Origin of the sequence: Actinomyces oricola (assembly GCF_004104015.1) — a bacterium.
Classification (GTDB): Bacteria; Actinomycetota; Actinomycetes; order Actinomycetales; family Actinomycetaceae; genus Actinomyces; species Actinomyces oricola.
Genome location: NZ_RYFV01000026.1, coordinates 1 through 23,492, shown reverse-complemented (window position 1 = coordinate 23,492; position 23,492 = coordinate 1). Strand labels below are relative to the sequence as shown.

At 69.0% G+C, this 23,492-nt stretch carries 16 protein-coding genes and 1 pseudogene; 12 read left to right on the top strand and 5 right to left on the bottom strand.

Translation table 11 applies throughout. From position 1 onward, the window contains the following. Positions 1-283 precede the first annotated feature (283 nt). Entirely contained in the window at positions 284-1,708 is a 1,425-nt protein-coding gene (locus tag EUC46_RS10165; RefSeq protein ID WP_128774049.1) for a glycosyltransferase, read from the bottom strand. 184 nt (positions 1,709-1,892) lie between these two features. Here EUC46_RS10165 and purL point away from each other — a divergent pair, with 184 nt between their 5' ends. Both purL and EUC46_RS10155 read left to right on the top strand, forming a co-directional pair. After that, a complete protein-coding gene (purL, locus tag EUC46_RS10160; RefSeq protein ID WP_128774048.1) occupies positions 1,893-4,244 on the top strand; it encodes a phosphoribosylformylglycinamidine synthase subunit PurL in 2,352 nt (783 codons plus the stop codon). 604 nt (positions 4,245-4,848) lie between these two features. Further along, positions 4,849-5,388 carry a hypothetical protein gene (locus EUC46_RS10155; protein WP_241655524.1) on the top strand — a complete coding sequence of 180 codons (540 nt, stop codon included), beginning with the start codon at positions 4,849-4,851 and terminating at the stop codon, positions 5,386-5,388. A gap of 18 nt (positions 5,389-5,406) precedes the next feature. On the opposite strand, the gene EUC46_RS10150 is transcribed toward EUC46_RS10155, so the two are convergent. The 3 genes from EUC46_RS10150 to EUC46_RS10140 form a co-directional block, all read right to left on the bottom strand. Beyond that, on the bottom strand, positions 5,407-6,216 hold the full coding sequence (locus EUC46_RS10150) for a class I SAM-dependent methyltransferase (RefSeq protein ID WP_128774047.1): 810 nt from the start codon (positions 6,214-6,216) through the stop codon (positions 5,407-5,409). Between the two features lie 71 nt (positions 6,217-6,287). After that, positions 6,288-7,535, bottom strand: a complete 1,248-nt coding sequence (locus tag EUC46_RS10145; RefSeq protein WP_128774046.1) for a glycosyltransferase — start codon at positions 7,533-7,535, stop codon at positions 6,288-6,290. Continuing rightward, on the bottom strand, positions 7,532-8,092 hold the full coding sequence (locus tag EUC46_RS10140; protein WP_206645964.1) for a TetR/AcrR family transcriptional regulator: 561 nt from the start codon (positions 8,090-8,092) through the stop codon (positions 7,532-7,534). Before EUC46_RS10140 ends, EUC46_RS10145 begins: the two co-directional genes overlap by 4 nt. A gap of 241 nt (positions 8,093-8,333) precedes the next feature. Between EUC46_RS10140 and EUC46_RS10135 the strand changes: the two genes are divergently transcribed. From EUC46_RS10135 to EUC46_RS10090, 10 genes are all read left to right on the top strand, one after another. Next, complete coding sequence (locus EUC46_RS10135; protein ID WP_206645963.1) at positions 8,334-8,648, top strand: type II toxin-antitoxin system Phd/YefM family antitoxin; 315 nt, start codon at positions 8,334-8,336, stop codon at positions 8,646-8,648. Beyond that, complete coding sequence (locus EUC46_RS10130) at positions 8,645-9,052, top strand: type II toxin-antitoxin system VapC family toxin (protein WP_128774044.1); 408 nt, start codon at positions 8,645-8,647, stop codon at positions 9,050-9,052. The genes EUC46_RS10135 and EUC46_RS10130 overlap by 4 nt, the downstream gene beginning before the upstream one ends. A gap of 391 nt (positions 9,053-9,443) precedes the next feature. Beyond that, positions 9,444-11,216, top strand: a complete 1,773-nt coding sequence (locus tag EUC46_RS10125) for a hypothetical protein (protein ID WP_128774043.1) — start codon at positions 9,444-9,446, stop codon at positions 11,214-11,216. Next, positions 11,213-13,081 carry an RAMP superfamily CRISPR-associated protein gene (locus EUC46_RS10120; RefSeq protein ID WP_128774042.1) on the top strand — a complete coding sequence of 623 codons (1,869 nt, stop codon included), beginning with the start codon at positions 11,213-11,215 and terminating at the stop codon, positions 13,079-13,081. The genes EUC46_RS10125 and EUC46_RS10120 overlap by 4 nt, the downstream gene beginning before the upstream one ends. After that, the gene (locus tag EUC46_RS10115; RefSeq protein ID WP_128774041.1) at positions 13,078-14,673 is read left to right on the top strand and encodes an RAMP superfamily CRISPR-associated protein; all 1,596 of its coding nucleotides are present in this window, start codon (positions 13,078-13,080) and stop codon (positions 14,671-14,673) included. Before EUC46_RS10120 ends, EUC46_RS10115 begins: the two co-directional genes overlap by 4 nt. Then, entirely contained in the window at positions 14,670-15,239 is a 570-nt protein-coding gene (locus EUC46_RS10110) for a hypothetical protein (protein WP_128774040.1), read from the top strand. Before EUC46_RS10115 ends, EUC46_RS10110 begins: the two co-directional genes overlap by 4 nt. A gap of 1 nt (position 15,240) precedes the next feature. After that, positions 15,241-17,706, top strand: coding sequence for an RAMP superfamily CRISPR-associated protein (locus tag EUC46_RS10105; protein ID WP_128774039.1), 2,466 nt, complete (start codon positions 15,241-15,243; stop codon positions 17,704-17,706). Further along, positions 17,703-20,204 carry a hypothetical protein gene (locus EUC46_RS10100; RefSeq protein ID WP_128774038.1) on the top strand — a complete coding sequence of 834 codons (2,502 nt, stop codon included), beginning with the start codon at positions 17,703-17,705 and terminating at the stop codon, positions 20,202-20,204. Before EUC46_RS10105 ends, EUC46_RS10100 begins: the two co-directional genes overlap by 4 nt. Next, entirely contained in the window at positions 20,201-20,725 is a 525-nt protein-coding gene (locus EUC46_RS12765; RefSeq protein WP_206645962.1) for a hypothetical protein, read from the top strand. The genes EUC46_RS10100 and EUC46_RS12765 overlap by 4 nt, the downstream gene beginning before the upstream one ends. 106 nt (positions 20,726-20,831) lie before the next feature. Beyond that, the gene (locus tag EUC46_RS10090) at positions 20,832-22,484 is read left to right on the top strand and encodes a hypothetical protein (protein WP_128774037.1); all 1,653 of its coding nucleotides are present in this window, start codon (positions 20,832-20,834) and stop codon (positions 22,482-22,484) included. A 113-nt stretch (positions 22,485-22,597) separates the two neighbouring features. On the opposite strand, the pseudogene EUC46_RS10085 reads toward EUC46_RS10090, so the two are convergent. Next, positions 22,598-22,840, bottom strand: a pseudogene (locus EUC46_RS10085) (integrase core domain-containing protein); the annotation flags it as partial. Between the last annotated feature and the right edge of the window lie 652 nt (positions 22,841-23,492).

The window sequence follows — 23,492 nt, the reverse complement described above, 5'->3', positions numbered from 1 at the left end:
GTTATGCCAACGATCTGGTCACGCGAAGGTCGATGTGATATAGGGCGCGCAAGACGCGCTCGGAGTCTTCAATCAGAATCGCTCGCCGGGAAGGTCTTCGTCGCAGGCTCTTACCCACAGGCGCCACGGCGTCGTACTGGCTTTCCGCTCTCCTGTGCACACTCCTGTGGACAGCACCTGTGGATAACTCGCGTCGGTGTGCGCGCCAAGTGACCCGAATGCGGCGCCGCCCCGGCCCCCATCACAGTGGGGGGCCGGGGCCGGCAGAGAGCATTAAAGGCGTCTAGGCGGTCTCCAGAACCCGGGCGAGCACCTCAATGAGCTCTTGAAGATGACGGTCGGGAAGGAAGCTGCGCCGCACCGACTCGTGCGCGGTCCTGCCCATCTCCGCGGCCCGCTCCGGGAAGAGCAGAAGATCCGCCGCGGCCTGCGCCCACGCCTGCTCGTCATGCGGGTCCACCAGGCAGCCGTCGACGCCGTCATCAATCTGCACCCGAATACCGCCGACAGCGGAGGCGAGCACCGGCGCTTTCTTCCACATGGCCTCAGCTACCGTCAGTCCGAAGGCCTCCACCAGCGAGCGCTGCGTGACCACGTCGCTGACGCGTTGAACCGCGTTGACAATGGTGGCGTTGACCTCCCGGTCGCGCATGGGCACGGCGGCAATATGGACACGGCAGGCCACGGACTCCGGCAGCAGCTCGGCCCGTTCAATAACGTCGGTGAACACCCGGACCGCCTCGGCGTCCCGCTCCCCCTGCGGGTCGGGGCCCACGAGCAGGAGGTGGGCGTCAACGGGCAGCAGCGCCACATGGTGCGCGAAGGCCTCCACGAGCTCCTTCATGCCCTTGAGGAAGTCCCAGCGCGAGACCTGGGTGATCACCCGCGCGCCCTGCGGCACGGGCAGGCCGAAACCGCGGATCCCCTCCAGGGCGCGGATGGCGTCGGCGCGCCCGTCCTCGCGCACGAAGGGCACCGCCTGGAAGGGCGGCTCTCCGGCGAAGATCCCTGACAGGCGCGCCACCGACCAGGAGTCGTCAAGGTCCAGGACCCGGTTCTTCGGGCTGTCGGGGTTGATCGAGGGGGCGATGACCGCGCAGCGCTCCGGTTCCACAATCGGGGGGCGGTAGTCCTCCCGTGAGACCACAACCAGGTCCACCTCCTCCAGATAGCGGTCCAGGAAGGCCCAGGCGCGGTGGGCGGCCTCACCGCCGTTATCGGTCCCCAGGTGGCAGCGCCAGACGACGGCGGCGCCGGCGGCCTTGAAGAACTTGGCGAGACCCGCCGTCGGCGGGTCGTGGAGCAGCACAATGTCGCCCTCGCGTACGGAGTCCATCACGTTCTCGGCGTTGGAGGCAATGACGTGCTCGTAAATGTCCCGCTGCTTCTCCCCGAGCTTGCCGCCGTCGCCGTGATCCCCGTGGATGCCGGCGTGGAGCCGGGCGGCAATGGTGATGAATTCGGCGGGGGCGTCCAGGGTCAACCAGCGGGCGTCCATGCCCAGGCCAATGGCGTAGCCCACCAGCGGAGCCACCGTCTCAGCCGGCCCTGACCCGGCCGACGCACTGGGCGTCACTGTCCACACGGTCCGCCCGTCCAGCAGGTGGCGTCCGGCCTCAATGCCCCCGCGTAGACGACGGACAGCAACCTCGTCGAGATGGCTCTCAAGGTCTGAGAGGCGTAGCGGTGCGACATCGATTGTTCTCATGTACCGATAGTGCCCCGAATTCCTATTATTTGCAGCACTTTGAGCGGTGCGGCGTGCGGCCGGTGCGCACCCGGCGCGTGTCGCCCCCGGCCCGGCCGCCCCGGAACCGGACCGGGCGGCGCACCGCCGGGCGGGGCGGGTATCCTCAAGGCTGGCCTACCCCGATCCCCGGTCAGGAGCACTCATGGCGCCAACCGCCCAGCCCATGCCCGTCGAGCACCCGGACACCGTCGCCGACGCCGCGGCCACGCCCGAGCGCGAGATGCCCTGGAAGGAGCTGGGCCTCAAAGCCGAGGAGTACCAGGACATTAAGCGCCTCCTGGGGCGCCGCCCCACCGCCGCCGAGTTGGCCATGTACTCGGTCATGTGGTCCGAGCACTGCTCCTACAAGTCCTCCAAGATCCACCTGCGCCAATTCGGGGAGAAGACCACCCCGGAGATGCGCGAGCACCTTCTGGTCGGCATGGGCCAGAACGCCGGCGTGGTCGACATCGGGGAGGGCTGGGCGGTGACCTACAAGGTCGAATCCCACAACCACCCCAGTTTCGTTGAGCCCTACCAGGGGGCCGCCACCGGCGTGGGCGGGATTGTGCGGGACATTATCTCCATGGGGGCGCGGCCCGTGGCCGTCATGGACCAGCTGCGCTTCGGCGCCGTGGACCACCCCGACACCGCCCGCGTCGTCCACGGCGTGGTGGCGGGCGTGGGCGGCTACGGCAACTGCCTGGGCCTGCCCAATATTGGTGGTGAAACCGAGTTCGATTCCTCCTACCAGGAGAACCCCCTGGTCAACGCCCTGTGCGTGGGAGTGCTGCGCCACGAGGACATTCATTTGGCCAACGCCTCGGGCGCGGGCAACAAGGTGGTCCTCTTCGGCGCGCGCACCGGCGGGGACGGCATTGGTGGGGCCTCAATCCTGGCCAGCGAGTCCTTCGAGGACGGCATGCCCGCCAAGCGCCCCTCCGTGCAGGTGGGCGACCCCTTCATGGAGAAGGTCCTCATTGAGTGCTGCCTGGAGCTCTTCGCCGCCGGCCTGGTGCTCGGCATCCAGGACCTCGGGGCGGCCGGCATCTCCTGCGCCACCTCCGAGCTGGCCTCCAACGGCGACGGCGGCATGCACGTGGACCTGGAGAACGTGCTGCTGCGCGACCCCACCCTCACCGCTGGTGAGATCCTCATGAGCGAGTCCCAGGAGCGCATGATGGCCGTCGTCTCCCCCGACAAGCTCGAGGAGTTCATGGCGGTCATTGACAAGTGGGACGTCGAGGCGGCCGTCATCGGCGAGGTCAACGGCTCGGGGCGCCTGACCATCGACCACTTCGGGGAGCGCATTGTCGACGTCGACCCGCGCACCGTGGCCCACGAGGGCCCCACCTACAACCGGCCCTACGCCCGGCCCGCCTGGCAGGACGCCCTCAACGCCGATTCCACCGACCGCCTGGAGCGCCCCGGCAGTGCCGCCGAACTCACCGAGCAGGTGCGCGCCGTGGTCACCAGTCCCAATCAGGCCTCCACGGCCTGGGTCACCGACCAGTACGACCGCTTCGTGCGCGGGGGCACCGCCCTGGCCCAGCCCGACGACGCCGGCGTCATCCGCGTCGATGAGGAGACCTGCCGCGGAGTTGCCATCTCCACCGACGCCAACGGCCGCTTCACCAAACTGGATCCGGCCACCGGCGCCGCCCAGGCCCTGGCGGAGTCCTACCGCAATGTGTGCACCGTGGGCGCCCGCCCGCTGGCGGTCACCGACTGCCTCAACTTCGGCTCCCCCGAGGACCCGGACGCCATGTGGCAACTGGTGGAGGCCATTACCGGCCTGGCCGACGCCTGCAAGGCCATGGGCGTGCCGGTCACCGGCGGGAATGTCTCCCTGTACAACTCCCACGGGGCGGCTAAGGGCCTGCTCGACTCCTCAATCAACCCCACCCCGGTGGTCGGGGTGCTGGGCGTCATGGAGGATGTGCGCCGGGCCAACCCCTCGGGCTGGCACGAGGAGGGCCTGGCCATTATTGCCCTGGGCGAGACCCGCGAGGAGTTGGATGGCTCGGCCTGGGCGCGCGTGGTCCACGACCACCTGGGCGGGACGCCGCCGGCCGTTGATCTGGAGGCCGAGATGGCGCTCGGCCGGGTTCTCATCGCCTTGAGCCAGGCTGACGGGCCCAATGGGAGCCGGATTGTGCGCGCCGCCCACGACTGCTCGACCGGTGGCCTGATTCAGACTCTGGTGGACTGTGTGCTGCGCTTTGGCGTGGGCGCCTCCATTGACCTGGGGGCCGTCGAGTCCGAGGAGGTGGACGACTTCACCGCCCTGTTCTCCGAGACCGGCGCCCGCGCCGTGGTGGCCGTCCCCGAGGCGGCGCTGCCCGCCGTGGCCGCGGCGGCCGAAGCGGAAGACGTGCCGTGGCGCCGGGTGGGCACCACCGGTGGGGACCTGCTCGTGGTCACCGGCACCGACGTGCTCACCCAAGCCCCCCTCGTGTTCGACCTGGCCGAACTGCGCGAGACCGTGGAGGCCACCCTGCCCGCGCTGTTCTGAGGGACGTGGCGGCGCCCCGGGCTGCGGCACCTCGCCCCAGATGGAGGGTACGTGGACGGTGACCTCCGCCAAGGGGCATGAGCTGCTGGCCTGGGATGACTGGTCCAGGTGATGCTCGGGCTCAGAGGTCAAGAACCAGGCGCAGCCCGCCGTCGACCCGAGTCATGAGACGCGCCGGAAGTGTCCCGAAGTCCGCTGTCACGAGGCATGTGCGAGTCTGAGGGGCCGGGCGAGATGTGTGAGGAGCGGTGGAGTCGTGCGGAGTGACGGGACTGGGGCCGGGCCGACTCGTGTTCGAGGTCGTTGAGGGACTCATCAGGCGCGAATGGGAGTTCCTGCTCGGGCCGGGACCGGGCTGGTAGGTACCGCTGGTAGGTGCTGGTGTCCACAGGACTGGCATTGAGGGCGCTGGTCTTCCGGGGTACTGCCGAGAACCGCATGATTCCCCGAGTTTGGGTGGCGGCGTCGGACCGGGTCGCTTCCGGAGTCCTATCTGTGGACACCGGCGCCGGTCGCGGCGCCGGCGCGCTCCCGGCCGGCTGGGCGGATGCTCCCGTGGCCGCTACCCCGCCCGCTCGCCGCAGACCGGTGCCACACTGGGGGCATGCCTGCGCACTCGCCGCCCGACCAGTCACCGCAGTGGTGGGCCCGGGCGGCCTGCTGGCTGTGCCTCGCGTGCGCGCTGCCCTCGGCGGCCTGGCGTGTCGCCATGCTGCTCGGCGTCGACACGGGCTTCCGGCTCGCCCACCTCTATCGGGGGAGTGCCTTCGGCACCGCCTACGTGCTGGGTCTGGAGGCTCTGCAGGTCGGTGCTGCCGCTGCGTGCCTGGCGCTCTGCGGCTCCTGGAGCGAGCGCCTCCCGAGCTGGCTCCCCTGGATTGGCGGCAGGGCGATTCCCCGATGGCTGCCAATCGTGGTCGGGAGCGTGGGAGATGTCCTGCTCTATGTCATTATCTACGGTGTGACGATCCTCTTCTCCCTGCGGTGGCTGGGATGGGCGCAGGGCTTCACGCCCACGCCGGGGATGAGCCCAGCGCAGGTGGTGGTCCTGGCTCTCGCCTACGCACCCATGCTGGCCTGGCCGCCGGCGTTGACGGTCGCGCTCGCCGGCTACCGGAGGCGGAGGGTGCGGAGGGTTCCGTGACTCTTCGGGGCCGCCAGGCTATTCGACCCGGGCCAGGGCCTCGCCGTGCACGACCACGAACCAGCCGTCGTCGGCGGCCTGCCACTGCTGCCAGGCCGATGTCATCGCCTCCAGGTCCTCCTGGGCGGCCAGGCCCAGCGCTATCGCCTGGGGACCGAGACTTGTGGCTGTCCGTTCGGCCCACGTCCGCGCCCACCAGGCGCGGTCCTCCGCGGTGGCGAGGCACCAGGTCGACGCCGAGCTCGCCACCTGCGTCAGGCCGGCGGCCAGGCACCAGGAGAGCAGCCGGGAACCGGCGTCGGGCTCACCGCCGTTGGCGCGCGCCACGGCCAGATAGACCTGGCGCCACATCTCCAGGCCCTCGGGCTGCGGGAACCACGCCTTCGCCGAGTAGATCGAGTCGCGCACCGCTACGAGCCCGCCCGGGCGGGTCACCCGGCGCATCTCCTCCAGTGCGTGCACGGGATCGGCCACGTGCTGGAGGAGCTGGTGGGCGTGGACCACGTCGAAGCTGTTGTCCTTAAAGGGCAGGTCGTGAACGTCTCCGCTGGTCAGTTCAACCGCGTCGGTCAGGTGGCGCTCGATGAGGGTGGCGCGGGCCGCCTCGATGGCGGCGGACGCCACATCGAGCCCGACGACGCGCCCGGGCGCGACGAGGCCCGCCAGGTCAGCGGTGACGGTGGCCGGGCCGCATCCGACGTCGAGCAGGTTGAGGCCGCTGCGCAGGTGCGGCAGGAGATAGGCGCAGGAGGTCGCAGCCGTGCGTCGCGAGTGACTGGCCAGGGCCGCCGGTCCGTGACCATGGGTGTAGCGGACTGAGCGGGACATGGGGGCACGGTATCGCACGATCTCATAGTCGTTGGGCGGGGATCGGCCGCGAGGCCGCGGCCCAGGCCTGGTCATCCTCCCAGCAGGACGTCGGCGGCCCGCGCGGCGCCGTCCTCCTGGGCGATGAGGGCGGAGAACCTGCGCGCCCTGCCCTGGTAGCCCGCCGTCTTGGGCCCCGCGGTGAGGGCGTGAAGAAGGCGCTCCAGGCCCTGGCCGTGAGCCCCCGTGAGATCCAGGTCGCCCGGCCCCAGCCCGAGCGCCGCCACCCGGCGCGCGAAGTAGGGCTGGTCAAGAGAGAACGGGATGACGCCCTGAGGCACCCCGGCGGCAAGCGCCGCATGGGTCGTACCTGCGCCGCCGTGGTGGATCGCCGCTGTCGTCCTGGGCAGGAGCCACTCGTGGGGGGCGCGCCGCAGCACATGAACGTGCTCGCCCCAGCCCGCGTCCCAGGCGGTGAATCCGGGCGCCGGCTGGAGCACCGCACGCAGCCCGATACGGGCGACCGCGCGGGCCTGCTCCTCGACGGCACCCGCCGGGTCGCGCAGCGGGACGGAGCCGAAGCCGATGAAGACCGGTGGATCACCGTCGGTGAGGAAGCGCGTCAGGTCCTGCGGCGGCTGCCAGAAGGCGGCCCCGGGCATCCGGAGGTGTCCGGTGATGACCACGTCCTGCTTCCAGTCGGGGGCTGGTGGCACGAGCTGCCGTGAGCACCCGAGGAGGACGTGGGTGCGGTGCCGGGGCCTCGTCCGCCCGGTACCGCGTAGGCCTGAGGGCAGGCGGCGGCGCAGTGCGGCCGCAATCGGTGCGCCGACACTGAGGGCGGCGCGCCGCAGGCTCCAGGAGTACGGCCGGTTGACAGCGCTGCGCCCGGGATGAGGTGCGCCCACGAGGCTCGCGCCGTAGGCGGTTGGCAGCGTGGGCGCGAGCATGAGTTCGGCGAGCGCACAGCCTCGATGCTCGCTGAGGAGCCGGCAGGCGGGCAGTGACAGGAGACCGGAGACGACGTCGTCCCCAGGCGCCACGACGTCGTCCAGCACGGCTGCGATGCGCTCCGCGTTCGCTGCGAGCCACCGCCTGACAATGACGGCGCCGACCGTCTGGTTCCCTGCGGCGACCCGGGCGAGGACCGGAGAGCGGATCGGCTCCATCGTGTGGACCCGCATCGGGGTGAAGGGGACGTCCGCCTCCTTGCAGGTGTCCGCGTAGTCATCCAGGCCGACGACGAGTGCCTCGGCGCCCTGGTCCTGGAGGGCCCGGGCCAGGGCGAGCTGGGGACGCACGTCTCCCATCGACCCCAGCGCCACGAGGACGTAAGTCATCGGCTGCCCTGTGGTGCCGGGGCCGGCAGGAGCCCTTCTACCACCTTGATGGCGTCGGCCCGATCGAGCTGGCCCGTGACGACGGCGAAGACGCAGCCGATGAGACAGGCGTAGAAGGCGTGCGCACGTGCCGCCGCCTCCGGGGCGTCCGGCTCCAGGCCCAGGACCTGGGACCAGCACAGGGTGAGTCGTGCCACGACCGTCCCACGGTGCGCGGCCCCGCCGGTCTTGGGCCCGACCTGGAGGAGTGCACGCAGGTAGTCGCGTGAGAGCTGCGTCCCCGCCTCGGTGAGACCCGGCGTGGCGCGCACGAAGTCGCGCAGCGCCCTGTCGGGGTCGCTCTGGGCCTCGAGCGCGGTCAGGGCCGAGGCGGTGGCGAGCTCTTCCATGCACCTCAGGAAGAGTGCGTCCTTGCCCCCCATTGAGGCTACCGTCCCCACGGACACGCCTGCCGCATCGGCGATGTGTCGCACCGAGGCGCCGGCGTACCCCTTGGAGATGAACAGGCGCCGTGCCTGGCGCAGCACCTCGGCCTCCGTGCGATGACGACGTCCCACAACCACTCCTGAACATGTTCATTTTAGAACGCGTTCAGTTTACATCGATCCCTCTGTGCGATCAACGTCTGCGCTCCGGAGGGCCCCGACGCCGTGTGGCAACCGGTGGAGGCCGAGATGGCGCTCGGCCGGGGCCTGATCGAGCCCGGCGACGCAACGGTTAAGAGAGAACGCGGCCCGCGCGGACGAGGGCCGTTCTCGCGCGAGCCACGGAGCCTGTAGTGCGCGCTACGATCGAGGTGTGAGTGCGGCGGGAGAGGTGAGGCAGGCCCGGGCAGGCGACGTCCTGGCCGAGGAGCGTCGCGTGTCCCACAGGGAGCTGCGCAATGAGTCAGGGCGGGTCCTGCGCGCGGTCGAGGCAGGTGAGACTTTTGTCGTTACCAACGCGGGAGTCCCTGTCGGGCGGCTCGTGCCCCTTGACCATGATCCTCCCGGACTGCGCATCGTCAGGCCAGCCAGGCGCGTGGGCGGGTGGAGCACCCTGAGGGTCTCCCGCCGTGGCGCCGGTTCCAGCGTCTCTGAGGTCCTTGATGACCTGCGTGGGGAACGCCAGTGACTGACGGACCGCGCGTCTACGTTGATACGTCCGCGCTGGCCGCGCTCCTGATCGAGCAGCCCGAGACCGAGACGCTGCTGGCCTGGCTGGATGGTGCGCCAGCAGACCTGGTGTCCAGCGACCTCCTGGAGACGGAGATGCGCCGCATCACGGTGAGGGAAGGGCTCGACCAGGCGGACGTGACTCGACTTCTCGACGGGGTCTCGCTCGCAGCGCTCAACCGTGCGGCACTCCGCGGTGCCGCGCTCCTGCCGATGCTGTACCTGCGCACCCTGGACGCGATCCACCTGGAAGCGGCGCTGCGTCTTCAGGCCGATGCCGTCCTGACCTACGACCATCGACTGACCGAGGCTGCGCTGGCGTTAGGGGTTGACGTCGTGGCGCCGGGCGCCGGGGAGTCCTGAAGGGCCGGACCGTCGGGCTCGGTGGACGCCAGGCTGCGCCATGGGTGGCAGGCGTGAAATGGGGCTTTGGCGCGCCTCATGGGCTCCGTGGATCGCGGGTGCGAGGAGGTCTGACGCCTTGGTCCGCCCGGGATGGAAGTGGCGATGCGGTGCACCGAGGCGCCCCGGGACGGAAGTGGCGATGCGGCGCATCGAGGCGCCAGCACCGGAGGCAGCCAGTTGCCCGCGGCGGGGCGCGATGTCGCTCCCGCTGAATCCCCTTTACAACATCGAGCCCGGCGACGCAATGGTCAAGAAATGGTATATGGTCCGCGACGGGCACCCGGTGGTAGAGTTCGTGGCATCCCCCGATTCCCTGCGAGGTTCCTGCGAGGTCGCTGTGTTCCTTACCATGCTCGAGACCAGTGGAAACCAGCGCTACGTCTTCTCCTCGCCGCGCCAGAAGGAGAACATTGGCGGCTCCTACCTGCTGACCATGCTCGCCCCGTGGACCGCAGAGCTTGCCGAGGCCCACGGCATCGGCACCACCCCGGTCTCCGAGTCGTCCGGCAAGGTCATTCTCCTGGTTGACACGCAGGAGGACGCCAGGACGCTCATCTCCGCGGTGACCCGCCGGGTCGCGGCCCTGGCCCCGGGCATGGACGTCACTGGGGTCTTTATGGAGCTCCCCGGTGGTCAGCGCTCCCAGCACGGGCGCGCCGTCACCCAGGACGACCTGAGGAGGATCCACTCCCTGGCCGGCCGCTACAACCTCAGTCGGCCTCCGGCGGAGGCCCGCTTCTCCCAGCGCCCGTACCTCCAGCGCGCTGACGACTCCGTCCTGCCCGCCGCGCCGCCCACCACCCTTCTGCGTACCAGGCCGCCGGCTGGGAAAACCTATTCCCTGCCCAGCCAGGTCAAGCGCGCCTGTGCGGCCCTGGCGCGCGACCGGCTCGTGAGCGAGGCACGGAAGGACCAGGCCCTGCAGGACCTGGTGGAGGACGCCCCCGTCCTCCTGATGGATAGCCTCAAGGCCCTCGAGGACGCCTTCGACTCCGCCCCGGAGCCGGACTCGGACCCGGAGGCCGCCGCGGCCAAGGAGACCCCGAATCCTGAACCCGCCGAGGCCTCCCCGGAACCGGACGCCGAGCCCGCCGGCGCCGGGCGGGTTCCCATTGACCTGGCCCGCATCGCCGTCGTCCACATTGACGGCAACGGGGTCGGCGCCATTATGCGCGACCTTCAGAGCTCCAAGGACTGCATCCCTGCGCAGGTCTTCACAGAGCAGGTCGGCTGCCCTCCTGACCACCCCGAGGCTCTGCGCCGCTTCCTCATACAGATCAACACCCGCTTCGATGAGGCCGTCAAGAAGTCCTTCTTCCACGCCTGGGCCAAAGTCGCCCGGTGGTGGCGGGCCGACAACTCGGGGCGGCCAATCGCAGACATTATCCCCGTGGTCCCCATCCTCCTGGGCGGTGACGACCTGACGGTCCTGACGGAGGGCCGCTACGCCCTGCCCTTCATGGAGACCTACCTGAAGGCCTACGAGCAGCGCACCCGGGAGGACCCCCTCCTGGGCTACCTGGGCCCCCGCTCCACCACTGAGCAGCCGGGCCCCATGACCGCGGCGGCCGGTGCGGCGATCGTCCCGCGCCCCTTCCCCTTCCACCTGGCCTACACCCTGTCTGAGCGGCTCGTCTCGGCTGCCAAGGGGATCGGCAAGACGCAGGGCAAGGAGTGCTCCACACTCACCTTCCACGCCCTGTTCGACTCCACGATCACCGACGCCGCCGAGCTCCTGGCCGGCTACGCGAGCTTCACCGCCCGCCCCTACCGCCTCACCGGCGTCGGTGCGCAGGAGACGGGCTCACTGCAAGGGTCCGTGTGGGGGAAGATGCTCGGACGCACCGTCGCCTTCCGCGGCATGATGGCCGACGACGTCCCCGCCTTCCCCAAGACCCGTGCCGCCCGCATCCGCTCCCTGCTGTCCAGGCGCGCCGCAGCAGGGCCGGGCACCAAGGAGCGCGAGGACCTGGAGGAGACCATTCGGGTCGAGTGGGCCGACGCCGGCCGCGTCCTGGGGGACAGGCTGCTCGACGAGATCGGTGACCCCCAGTACCTCTTCGACCTCATCGAGCTCTCCGAGCTGCTGCCCGCGTCCTACCTTGAGGAGAAGGACTCGTGACTCCCGCACCCCTGACCCTGAGCCTCACCCTGGACACCGACTGGGGTGCCGCGACCGGTGCGGGCATTGCCGGGGGAGTGGACAATGTTGTCGAGAAGGACTCCAGCGGCCGGCCCGTCCTGCGCGCCACGATTCTCACGGGCATTATGCGCGAGCAGGCCCTCAACGCCGCCCGCGCCCTGGACGGCCCTGAGGGCACGGCCTGGCAGAACCTGGCCAGGGCCCTGTTCGGCACCGCCGACCACCCTCGCCTCATTACCTTCTCCGACGCCCCCATCGCCGCGGCCGAGGAGGCCACCACGCAGGACGCCACCCACACCGTCATCGGGGTGTCGATCGACGAGAGGACCGGCACCGCCAAGGAGGACTTCCTGCGACTGTTCGAGCGCGCCGGCCGGGGCAGCGGTGAGGCCCGGATCGACCTGCTCACCGAGAGCCTGGACCGCAGCCCCATCACATGGAGCCCCGCCCAGCGCGGCGACGCCCGTCTCCTGCTGGCACTGGCCGCCCAGCTGGTGCGCGCCGTCGGCTCGGACCGCACCAGCGGCGACGGCGCCTGCCGCGCGGTGGTTACCGACGGCGACACCGTCATGGACCGGACCTGGTGCGCCACGCAGGTCCGCTCCCTCATGGGCGAGGACGGCACGGTCCGCGCGCCCGAGGTCCCCGAGCGCACGCGCTCCGCCCCCGCCATCGTCTCCGACGGCGCCCCCACGGCCGCACCGACCATGGCCGCCACGGCCAGACTGACCATGAGCCTGCGCGCACCCCTGGTGTCCTACGAGGTCCCTTACTCCAACGAGGTGCGCTCCCTGGACTTCCTGCGCGGCACGGTCCTGCTGCCCTGGGTGCACTCCCGACTGCGCCGCGCCCTCCCCGACAACCCCCTGGTGCGCGACGCCGTCGTGCGCGGCCACCTGCGCCTGTCGGACGCCACCCCCGTGGTGGACGGGGTGCGGGGCCTGCCCGTGCCACTGGTCCTGTCCCGGGAGAAGCAGGCGGGCCAGGACGGTGGTGAGATCACCCTGTGGAACCGCCTGCGCTCCGAGGAGCCCACGCAGGTCCACGTCCCGGTGCGCAGCGGATACCTCTTCGATACCGGCACCACCGTCCACCTGGGATCCCCGGCGCTCGTCGGCCGCCAATCCACCGCCATCTTCGCCACCACGGGGGCGGCGGAGGCGGGTCAGCTCTTCATGGTGCGGGCCCTGCCCGCCGGAGTGGTTCTCCAGGCGCAGGTCACCATGTCCGCCGAGCTGCGCGACGCCGTCGGCCAGAAGTGGGAGGAGATCCTCTCCATCCCGGCGCGACTGGGCTCCAGGCGCCTGTCGGGCACGTACGGGCGGGTCGACTGCGTACTCGACCCGGTGGAGGACGTCCCGGAGCCCGACTTGGGCGGGGAGCAGGAGGAGGCCCTGACCATCTGGTGCGTCTCCGACATCCTCCTGCGCTCACCGGGTCTGGGCGCCACGGGCGGGGTTGCGCCCCTGCTGGAAGCACTGGGTGCGGGCACCAGGCTGCGGCTCGTCCCCGATCCTGACACCGAGCCGGAGGATCTGCGCTACGCCGTCGGGCTCAGGCACCGACGCGTGGACACCTGGTCCGCGACCGCCCAGCAGCCACGCACCAGCCGCATCGCCGTCCAGGCCGGCACCGCGCTGCGGGTGGCCCCGCAGGACCCCGCCCAGATGGGGCGGCTGCGGGCTTACCTGGCCGTGGCGCAGCGCGAGGGGATCGGGCACCTGCGCGAGCAGGGCTACGGGCGGATCGTCGTCGGGCACCGCCTCCTGGAGCTGAAGAAGGGCACTTTCGAAGCCCAGGGCCTCCGGCAGGCCGACTTCACCAGTGAGGGGCAGGAACAATGAGCATCACCCGCTACGAGCTCAACCTGGTTCTGTGCACGGACTCACCCCTGCACTCCGGCGGTGCGGAGTACACCGTGGACCGCTCCAGGCCGTCGGACGACGCCGAGGACGCCCCCGAGCGCCAGACCGAGCGGCGCGACCTTGCCCACGATGCCTCAGGCAGACCGGTCCTGAGCGGACGAAGCGTCAAGGGCGCACTGCGCGCCGCCTGGACGGAGGCCTACGGGAGGGACGAGGACCACAAGGCGGTACGCGCCCTGTGGGGGGACCAGGACCGGGCCGCCGCCCTGACGGTCCACGCCATTGACCTCACCGACGCGCGGACGGCGGACCGCACGGGCATCGCCGTGGACCGCTACTGGGGCACGGCCGGCGACACGGCCCTGTTCGAGCACGAGATCATCCCGTCGGGTGAGGACCTGCACCTGCGGCTGACCGGCCAGGTGGGCTCCGTGGGCTCCGTCGACGACGAGGCCGACCGGGCCGCCTTCGAGCGGCTCCTGGGCCAGCTCGTGGGACTGCTGCGAGCAGGTCGCGTGAGCCTGGGCGGCCGCCAGAACGCCGGGTGGGGGCGCGTGAGCCTCCAGGAACCGGCTACAGGCGTGCACGTGAGACGCGACGTCCTGGACGGGCCCGCCGGGCTGCTCGCCTTCCTGGAGGACAGTGACCGGGACGTCGTGGTCGACGTGGTCGATCCGCCCGGGCCGCGGGTCGTGACCGTGACCATTGACTGGTCGAGCCCCACCGGCATCCTCGTGGCCAGACCGCGCAACGCCCACGAGCGCGGGAATGATGAGACCATCCCGACCAAACCCCTCAGGGAGCGCTCCCGGAGGGACACGGACCCTGAGGACCCGGGAGCCATGGTGCTGCCCGGCTCGAGCGTGCGCGGGGCCCTGCGCACGCGGGCGAGCCGCATCGCGCGGACCATCCTCGGTGTGGAGGGCCGTCTTCCCGAGGAGGTCCGGGACTGGTCGTGCACGGGCGTCCACGACCAGCTCGCCCAGGACCCGTGGCTCGTGCGCGAGCTCTTCGGGTCCACCGAGCGCCGCGGCGCCGTGAGCGTGCGGGAGACCACGGCCAGCAGGGAGCGGGGGTCCTTCCGGCGCATGCACAACGCGATCGACCGGTGGACCGGCGGGGTGATCGACGGCGGCCTGTACTCCGAGACGGCGGTGGACGCCAGCTGGAACGCCCTGGTGCTGAAGGTGGACCTGCACCGGATCGCGGGGGACGCCGGCGCTGCGGCCGCCGGTAAAGCGGCAGATGCGCTCAATCGCCGTCGCGCCGCCCTGTGCCTGCTGGGCCTGGTAGTCGCCGAGCTGGCGACGGGCACCCTGCCGTTGGGCAGCCGGGGGACGCGGGGCATGGGGGCGGTCGAGGTCAAGAAAGTGACCGTCAACGGTCCTGCCGATCTCATTGGGGCGCCGTGGCGGCTGGGGGCCAGCGCGCCCGGCCTGAAGGGCGGCCGGCAGATCGCCCGCGACCTGCTGACGCAGCTGCGCACACTCAATGAGGCGATCGCCTCCGATGGCGGCGGCGAGTGGGCCGACTACCTGGATGAGACCACGACGCACCGGGAGGCACAATGAGCGCCCAGGCGAGGGAGCCGAGGACCGGGCAGGAGGTCGCCCGTGACCTGGGCAAGGACCTGCCGGCCCTGAGCGAGGGGACCTGGACCTGTCAGACGGACGGGGACGCCACCTTGAAGGGGGTCCTGGAGGCCCTGCCGGGCGGGGACTGGACGGGACTGGCGGAGACGACGCGCGGCTCGAAGGTGGTGAGCCGGGCCGACGCCGAGACGCTGACCGAGTCCGGTGGCTCCTCGATCGAGGTGGGCACGGTCTACGAGCTGCGGTTGTGGCGGCCGCTGTCCGGCGCCGGGGGCGGGGATACCACGGGGGACGACGGCGTCGCGGCGCATGAGGTCCGCTGGCTCAACGGATCGGGCAGCGCCCAGATCCGCCTGTATGTGGACGGTGGGCCACAAGCGCCCGGTGAGCCTTGCTGGTGGCGCACGAACTCCTACCTCCAGCACCAGGGCGCCGGGCGCAAGGGACCGGCCCAGCGCATGACCAGCCTCGAGGTCTTCATTGAGGAACCGCGCTTCGGCAACACCGTCTTCGCCGACGAGCTCTTCACAGGAAGGTGGGGCTGAGATGCCTGAGATGACCTGGCACCACGCGTACAACGGTCTGCCGGCGGAGCGTGATCCGCGAGCGGCCTCCGAGGCGGAGGAGGACAGGAAGGCTCGCGGGTTCTATGGGGACGGGAGGATGCGGGGGCACGACCGTTTCACCACCTACAGCCAGTCCGGGGAGATCGAGGTGGAGATCACCGTCAAGAGCCCTACACTGCCCGCGCATCAGATTCAGGAGGAACCACGCAAGGGCCTGCTGGTTGTCCCTTCCCTGTCTGGTGATCCTCAAGGGGCGCAGAGCTGGGAGGATGCCACGATCCCAGTATCCTCGCTCAAGGGCATGCTCTCCTCGGCGTACGAGGCCGTCACCATGTCTCGTCTCCGGGTTTTTGGTGATCACAGCCATGTCGTGACCAGCCGCCGGACTGCCGAGGAGGCGACAGGCCTCTATCCGGTCTTCCTGAGGCTCGACGAGGATGAGGGCGGGAACGGCGAGGGTAAGCGGCGGAAGTGGCATGTGCGAGTCATGCTCGGAGACAATGACCGTCCCCGGGTTGGGCTCGGAAACGATGGATGGAGGAATCCTCCTAAGGTCGCATGCGCGGCCGTCTTTCCTGACGATCTCGGGTCCGCAGTCAGGTTCCTGAATGATGGCGGCGCCTGCGTGTACACCGGGGCAGCAAAAGAAGAGGACTCCGAGGGAGACCCTCATGCGGCGAGCAAGAGGCTCGAGACATATCGGAAGCGTCTTCCTCACGGGAGGAGGGTGACCTTTGAGGCGCGGAGAGAGGGTTTCTACAGGGATCACTACCGGTATGTTGTGAGGCGCATCTTCGATAGCGCGGGTGGCGTGCTCCATGTCGCCGACAGCAAGACAAACGACAATGATGACGACTTGAAGACGTTCACCGGTTACGTGGTGCGCGTCGCGACTTCTCACGCCTCCTCGCTGGTCGAAACAAAATACAACGAGTTCGTGTTCTTCAATCGCCCGGGTCAGGAGATCGACATAGCTCTTGAGGAGCAGGCGGGTTCCTGTCCCGCGATTGACTCGCTTGTGGAGGTCCTGTTCGACTACCTCTCGAACGTGAGGGCCCTCGCTCTGCGCGAGCACAGATCACACGCGACCGACGGAGACCGGATGGCTGCGCAGGGCCGTACGAGCCTGAGCCCCAACAATCGGTTGGTTGAGGAGCTGATCGACTCGCTCTGGGGCGACATGCCCCGACCAGACCTTCACGACGTGACAATTGTCAGAAGCGACATCCTGGACCTACTGGAGAAGTGGGCCGGCTCCGGAATCGACGGCCTGGGCATTCCGTTGTTCGCATCCATTGAGAAGGGTCGAGTGACCGGCCTCCACCCGGCTCAGGTGGGGCGACGGGCAAGCCGGGTCTCCCCGGGCAGCCTCGCTGAGGACGCTCAGGTGAAGCCTGCGGGAGACGGCGCCACGATGTCTCCGGCTGAGCGGATGTGGGGGTATGTTGCTCCTGCGCGCGACGATGACAGCAGTCAGCCGGCTGCCAGGGGACGGATTCGGATCTCTCGTGTCGAACCAGTTACCGACCGCCCTGACGGTGCCCGCGACCCGTTGCAGAAGGGTCTATGGGCGCTTCCTCTCGTCGGGGGCCCAAAGCCGTCCACGGGCACCCCATATATTCGTCTGCAACAAGGGACCACAGGAAACTATGAGGCCCTGACACGAGGGCAGGCGTACGGTGCAGGACAACGGCTCATCCGCAAGGTGTACCCCGTGCACCGCGTGAGACTGGGTGATCAGGCACTGTCAAGGGGCGTCTCCCTTGATGGCGCGAACATTGACGTTAATGACAGTCAGCCGCGTGTAGGGTCGTACCTTGCGCCAGGGGCTAGATTTCGCACGACCATCCAATACGAAGGATTGGCTATCGGAGAGCTGTGCGTTCTCCTGTGGCTGCTGACCCCGGAGAGGCTCGCACCAAGATCGGCGGCCGAAAAAGCGTCGGGCGCCATGGGGCTGCACAGAATAGGCTACGGGAAGCCATGGGGAATGGGCGCCATTGAGGTCAGGGCCGTGTCGATCGTCTACGCTCGTGGAGATGGAATCGCTCAGAGGTACCGGAAGCTCACGAGGTGTCTTGGTCTTCCGCTGGGAGAGCGCCCACTGACCTTGGAGGGGGAGGAGGGGCGGAATCGCGCGGACAATCTGTTCGACTGGCTTCCTGACGGGTTCGAGGAGAACGAGGCGGTTCGCCTCTTCAGGCGGTCATGCTACGGGTGGGACGATTTTCAGAGGCGTCGCGGGGGCCCTGATGACAACGTGTCCTATCCTGACGAGTTCAGAAGGGTTGGGGGTAACGAGATATCGCCAATCATCACGTGGTTCAAGAATCGCGAAAAAAATCGAGTGGATGTCTGGAGCGGCAGGAGAGAAGGTGGACACGGGGGGAACCCTGTCCAGCTTGATCCAAAATATGATCTTCCGGGGCTGGAAGATATGTCATGACACTTCTTGTGCACGTTGCCGGTAACGCCGACCTGGGTTTTACGCAGAAGGCGGACGCGGTGGCGGATGCCGCCCGCGCACGCTGCGGCGAGTTGACGGCCGGCGACGATCCGGAGGCTGCGCACCGCCTGATCCTCGACCTGGCGTACACGACTCCTGTGCCGGACGGTTGCCAGGCCACTGCTGGTCTCCGGGCGCCGCTTGCCCGCGAGCTCGCAGCCGTGGAGCACCACATGGCAGCGGCTCAGGGAAGGGGCGGGAAGAAGGAGTCTGAGGGTATTGAGGTCGTCATCGTCGGCGTCGAGAAGGGAAGCACGCCAACCGCGGACCTGGCTGAGGCACTGACTCGTGCACTGAGGCTCGCCCTGCAAAGCCGGGCGCACAGCGGTGTCAGCGGTGTCACGGTGACAGTCCACGACGCGTGCGTTCTGCCCGACCTCCTGGAGGAGTCGAACTATGCGCAGCTTGACGGCGTGATCGGGGAGCACACCGGCCACGTCGTCGTTCCGCTGGGCGGCGGGGCGACGAGTGTGACCGTGACCGTAGCAGCGGTCGCCGCGACGACCCACCCCGACAGCTGGTCCGTCATCCTCATCGACCGTGCACCGGCGTCGGACTCACAGGCCTCCGGCTCACCGGCCTCGCCCGACCCCCGCCGGGCCCACCCGGTCCCGCCCGTTCTCGATATGTCCCTGGAGGGCGACCCGATCAGCGGATGGCTCATGGGCCTGGGACTGCCCACTGTCCTGGAGGCCGTCAAGGACGCCAGGAACGAGCCGGTTGACTGCGTAGTGCGCAACGCTGCCGCCGCGATTCGTCGGGCACTGGGTGAGGACCCGCAACACCGAGCCGCATCCGTCGCCGACGTCTCCACGCTGCTCGCCGCCGACGTGAGCCGCGGCGACCTCGCCGCGGGCATGACCTTAAGAATGTGGCTCGTCGCGAACTACCTGGACCTCCACAGGACCACGCCCGACCACAAGGACCTGACCAAGAACGGCAAGAATCAGCTCGGGAGGGTCCTGGAGAAGGCTAAGAAGCTGGATGAGCCTCGCCCTGCTCCTGAGGACTGGTTGATTCGCCACGCGCACCTTAAGGACCCGGGAGTACAGGCCACCCACAGGCTCGCCTCGGGTCGTGGTGCCGGCGGTCCGCGGGAGCTTCATGATCAGGTGCAGGAGGCGCTCGGCTGCCGGATTCCGGACTGGCTCTCCTGGCCCGGACCGGATGTCTGCCTCTTGATTGCGCAGGGCCTGGATGGGAACCGTTCGCGGCCGGGTAGCTCCAACCCTTCAAAGCCCCGCGCTCCCTTGGCGGTCAACCTTCTCGCGCAGCCTCCCGCAGACGAGCTGCGTGAGGCCTGCAGCGCCAGTGGACCACTGAGGCTGAGTGTCCTGACCGCGTACTCGCCGGATACGCATAATGCGGCACGCTCGCTCTGTCAGGGTCTTCGGCACGGAGGTGATGGGACCCAGGACTGGCCCTCACGAAGCAGCGACTGGGACCTGGGCGACGCCGAGACGTGCGGATACAGCACCTCCATGACGGAGTCGGGTGTTGGCTCCAACGATATCCAGCGCACTATGACGGCGCTGCGAGACGACGCGCTCGGCTGGCTTGAGAGCAGGAACCCGCGCCTTCGAGCGATTACCGTCGGGACGACTGGGCAGAAGGGCGCAGTCATCGCCCTGCTCCAGGCCGCCCAGGCCTACGGCGCCGGGCACGGGGTGCCCGTGTTCCTCCTGTCCTCGGTCAAGGACTTCCCCACCGGGGCGGAGCACTTTCAGTTCCACCAGTTCGGCCTTGACCGGGACGTGCGGGACGCCCTTCTGGAGGCGGCCTCCCACTGCCTGGACCACCTGGACCTGCTGACGGTCGAGCGCCTGCTGAACCTGGGCGGCCCGGAGATGAAGGCCCTGGCCGCCCGCGCCAGTAGCCTGGCCGACGAACTGGTGGACATTGTCAACTCCCTCAACCTCGATCAGGACGCCCCTGTGGTCCTGTCCGTTCTTGAGGCGATCGCGGCCGCGATCCACGACGGAGTGCCTCCCGACGCCGAGGTTCGACTGGCGACCATCGCCGGTGAGCTCGTCCGACCCGCGCGGCCCTCCGACGCCCAGAAGCAGCAAGGGGTCACGGTCACCGCAGCCACGATCATGGCCATGAGGGGGAGCATCAAGGACGTGGCCGGCGGCGTCGCCGTCGCCGACCTAGAGGCTGCAGACCTGCTGAGGCTCGTCTACGCGATCCGCAACGAGACCCCGGTCAACCACGGCGCGAGCGGGCTCGCGGACGCAACGCGCTCCGTCCTGAGAAAGTGCCACCTAGACGAGGCAACCACGTATCCACAGCTGGTCCTGCGGACCGTGGAGACAGTGCACAGTGCCCACCCGGATATTGCCCACTCCGACTGGCACGACCGGCTGACCGGGCTCAGAGGCGAGATCAACACCCTCCAATCCGGAGCCGCACAGACCCAGAGAAAGATCTACCCATGACCCCATCAGAGGACCAGCCCCTCACCCTCGTCAACCTCACGCCCCATGAGGTGGTCCTCCAGTATGCTCAGGGCCAGTGCCTGCGCGTCCCGGCCGCCGGCCGTGTGCCACGCCTGCTCCTGGGGGACGGCGAGCTCCGCTCACTGCGCCTGAAGGACCCTGAGGATCCGCAGCAGGTGCACGAGGTGCCGCTGGTCGTCGGTGACCAGCTGCTCGGGATCGACCCGCCCCTGCCAGCGCCACGGGAAGGGACCCTGTATGTGACCAGCCGCGTCGTGGCGCAGCGCTACCCCGAGCGGGCCGACCTCGTGTGGCCGGACGACCTTGTGCGCGACGACGCCGGGCAGGTCGTCGGCGCCCGACGCCTGGCCTGCGCCGGGAGTCGGCCCACGACCGACGCGGGGCAGGAGGGGAGGCCCACCGACGGCGTCGGACAGGACGAGAGGCCCGTCGACGGCGTCGGACAGGACGAGAGGCCTGTCGACGGCGTCGGGCGAGGAGAATGGGACGTCCGTGACTGACGAGGCACCGGCAGACCCTGTTTCATCGCCTGAACCCACTCCACCGCCTGAACCCGCCTCACCACCCGAGTCCGCCCCGCCATCGGAGTCCGCCTCACCGCCTGCCTTGAAGGGCACTGGCTTTATCCACCTGCGCGACCCCGACGAGATGCGCCTGATCACCCTGTGGTGGGCGGAGGTCCCCGACGGCTGGGAGGCGACCTTCGCCAGGTGGAAGCCGGGCGCCCTCAACCTGCGCACACGCAGTGCCTACGGGAACACGCTGCGCTCCTCGACCTTCTGGCGGCGCGCGTACTTCCATCCTGAGGTCGCTGATCGTCTTCTCGACGTCGGGAACCGGCGATCCCTTCTCCTGCTAGAGCTGGCGGACTATCCGGACCCCGGCACGCCGGGTGCTCCCGGGGCCGGCTGCGGGCCGGTCCTCCAGATCGGCGCGCTGGAGGTGCTGAGGGTTTCGGGCGCGGGGGACGGGCCGTGCACGGTGGTTCTCGTGGTGCACGCGATCGTGCCTCGCCCGGACTACGGGCGCCTCCACGCCACGGTGGTGCGCCACGGCGCCCTGTCGCAGGTGGGGGAGGCGATCAGCACGATCCTGTCGGATTCGGACGTGTGCGGTCCGCATCGCGTGGTTCTGGGCTCTGACAGGGCCGGCCGTGCCGGCTGGGTCGCACCGCCGCTGCTGACGATCACCTGGGTCCCGCGCAGCGTCAGCTCCTGGTGGGAGCCTCGGCCTCACGAGACGGCTCAGGAGATGAGCGCACGCCTGGGGGTTCCCGTCTCCGCGGAGCACCTGGGTCGCCTGCGAGAGAGGGCCAGCAAGGGGACGGATACCGCCCTGCTGACCTCTGCGGGCTGGCAGCGGACGGAGCACCCGCTGCAGGGCGGCGTCGAGCTGAACGGCGAGATGTACGAGGACCAGGAGCGCCGCACGCATGCCCTGTCCCAGAGCTGGGCCATGACGGTCAGTGAGCGGAGCATCGCCTACCTGTCACGTCAGGAGGACGAGTTCCTCAACGAGGCCAGGCTGCGTGCCTGCTCGGTGGACCTGGACGTGTGCCTTCTGATAGTCCTGGACCACCTGCGCGTGCGCTCGCTCTCGCAGGACCTTGCCCGGGCGGCCACCGAGCTGCGGGACCTGCTGCGGCAGGCATCCCGTGGCGCTCCCCCCGTGGATCGGCTCAACAGGCTCATCGACTCCGCAATCGCACTCGACAGCGACGCGGTGTCCTTTATGGTCTCCGAGTGGTGGACGGACGTCTCCTCCCATCAGCGGGCCGACTACGTCCTCACCTGGATGATGGAGGCCAGTCGGCTCGACGACGCCGTGGCACAGGTCGTGGAGCAGGCGCGGCTGCTGCGGGAGGCCATGCAGACCCTGCTGGACCGCGAGGAGCACCGAGTGGAGGTGGAGCGCCGGGAGATTGAGCGACGCCGGGAGGTCATTGAACGACGTCGGCAGGCTATTGAACGACGTCGGCAGGAGTCCTCGCGCATGATGGAGACGGCCCTGGCGGCCCTAACTGTGGTGGGCCTTCCGGTGACGATCTTCCTGCAGGTGTGGTTCGGGTGGGACCCCACCCGGAGCGTGGGGCGCGACTACGCGCTCTTCTTCGGGTCGACCGTCCCCTGGTGGGTGGTCATGGGTGGTGGTGCGGGCCTGTCGCTGGGGGTGGGTCTGGTGAGCCACTGGTGGATCCGGCGCTGGGCCCGGCGCGGCAGCGAGAACGAGGGCGACGGCCTGCCGCACATCGGGCGCTGACTGTACTGCCTCCACGTCCAGCGCCCCACTAAGAATTGGCCGGGGCCAAGGAAATTGGGGAGTCGTCGAGACTGGAGTGCTGGGTGTTTTTCGGACTGTGTGTGTTTTGTGTGTCATGCTGCGATTTCGCAGCTCAATAGTTCGCGTTCAACTTCGTTCGGGGTGCGATAGCCGAGCCCTGAGTGAAGCCGTTTGTGATTGTATGTCCGCTCTATCCAGGACGTGACATTCTTGATGGCGTGCTCTCGTGTGGGGTACACCATGCGGTGTATCCGTTCGTTCTTCAGCGTGGCGTTGAACGATTCGGCCCGGGCATTGTCCCAACACACACCGGTCCGACCCACTGAAGCGCGGATACCGTACTTCCGCAAACGCTTGGAGAACTGGTGGATCGTGACCCGACGGCGTCGCCACGTGCGCTCACGCATCTCGACGGGCCGGCATAACCCCAGGAGCCCAGACACCCTCATCCTTGACCGATCGCCTCGAGGTCGGTGCAGGGCCCAGTAAGCACGATCCGGATCTTCTTCTCCGCCAGGATCGATGGTGGTCTGCCCGTGCCTGGATTCTCATCCAGGACCCGCACAACTGCCCCGCCACCAAGTCCGACGCGCGACAATTCGTCTGCCCGAGGCGCGTTTCACCGAGTGAGGGGCCGGGTCCGGGTCCGGCTGGGGGATGCTGGGGCCATGTCGACCCGGCCCCGGCTCTGACGCTCGACCGCCGTATTATTCTTCGGCCACCGTATTGCGCCAATGACATGGTCGAAGAACAGGGAGGTGGCGGCGGCACCCGGTGTCGCCGCGGACTCCCGCCCTCTTGGGCTCACTCATCTAGAATGGAATTATGGCCGGCTTTAAACAAGATCGTTGTCGGGGGGCGTTGTTGGTAGGTGTTCGAAGTCGTAGTCGAAGGTGCGGCTGTTGATGTAGTCAAGGAACGCGTCGTATGTTTGTTCGGGGGTGTCGCGCTGGATGTTGGCGATGCTTCCTTTGGCCGTGTTCCAGA